Here is a 343-nt window from a genome sequence, read left to right as displayed (position 1 = left end):
GCCGTACCGGAAGGTGTGGCTGGAACACCTCCTTTCTGGTGAATATTGGTTGCTTGTTATCTTACTGAAATTATTTAGTCGGGCTTGTAGCTCAGGTGGTTAGAGCGCTACACTGATAATGTAGAGGTCCGTGGTTCGAGTCCACGCAAGCCCACTTTAATTTAAAAACTTTGGGGGATTAGCTCAGCTGGCTAGAGCGCCTGCTTTGCAAGCAGGAGGTCATCGGTTCGACTCCGATATTCTCCACTTATCCATAATGATGGATAAAGTTCTTTGACATAATGTATAAGAGAAATAGAATAAGAATAGTAGAGTTAAGTGAATAAGGGCGTACGGGGGATGC

At 44.6% G+C, this 343-nt stretch carries 2 tRNA genes; both read left to right on the top strand.

The annotated features are described in order from the left end of the window. The first annotated feature begins 80 nt into the window (after window positions 1-80). A tRNA-Ile gene (locus I5349_RS13640) sits at window positions 81-154 on the top strand. 18 nt (window positions 155-172) lie between these two features. After that, window positions 173-246: transfer RNA gene (locus I5349_RS13635), tRNA-Ala, on the top strand. Window positions 247-343: the final 97 nt, after the last annotated feature.

It is taken from the genome of Penaeicola halotolerans, assembly GCF_016464625.1.
Taxonomy (GTDB): domain Bacteria; phylum Bacteroidota; class Bacteroidia; order Cytophagales; family Cyclobacteriaceae; genus Penaeicola; species Penaeicola halotolerans.
This window is presented reverse-complemented; position numbering and strand designations above follow the sequence as displayed.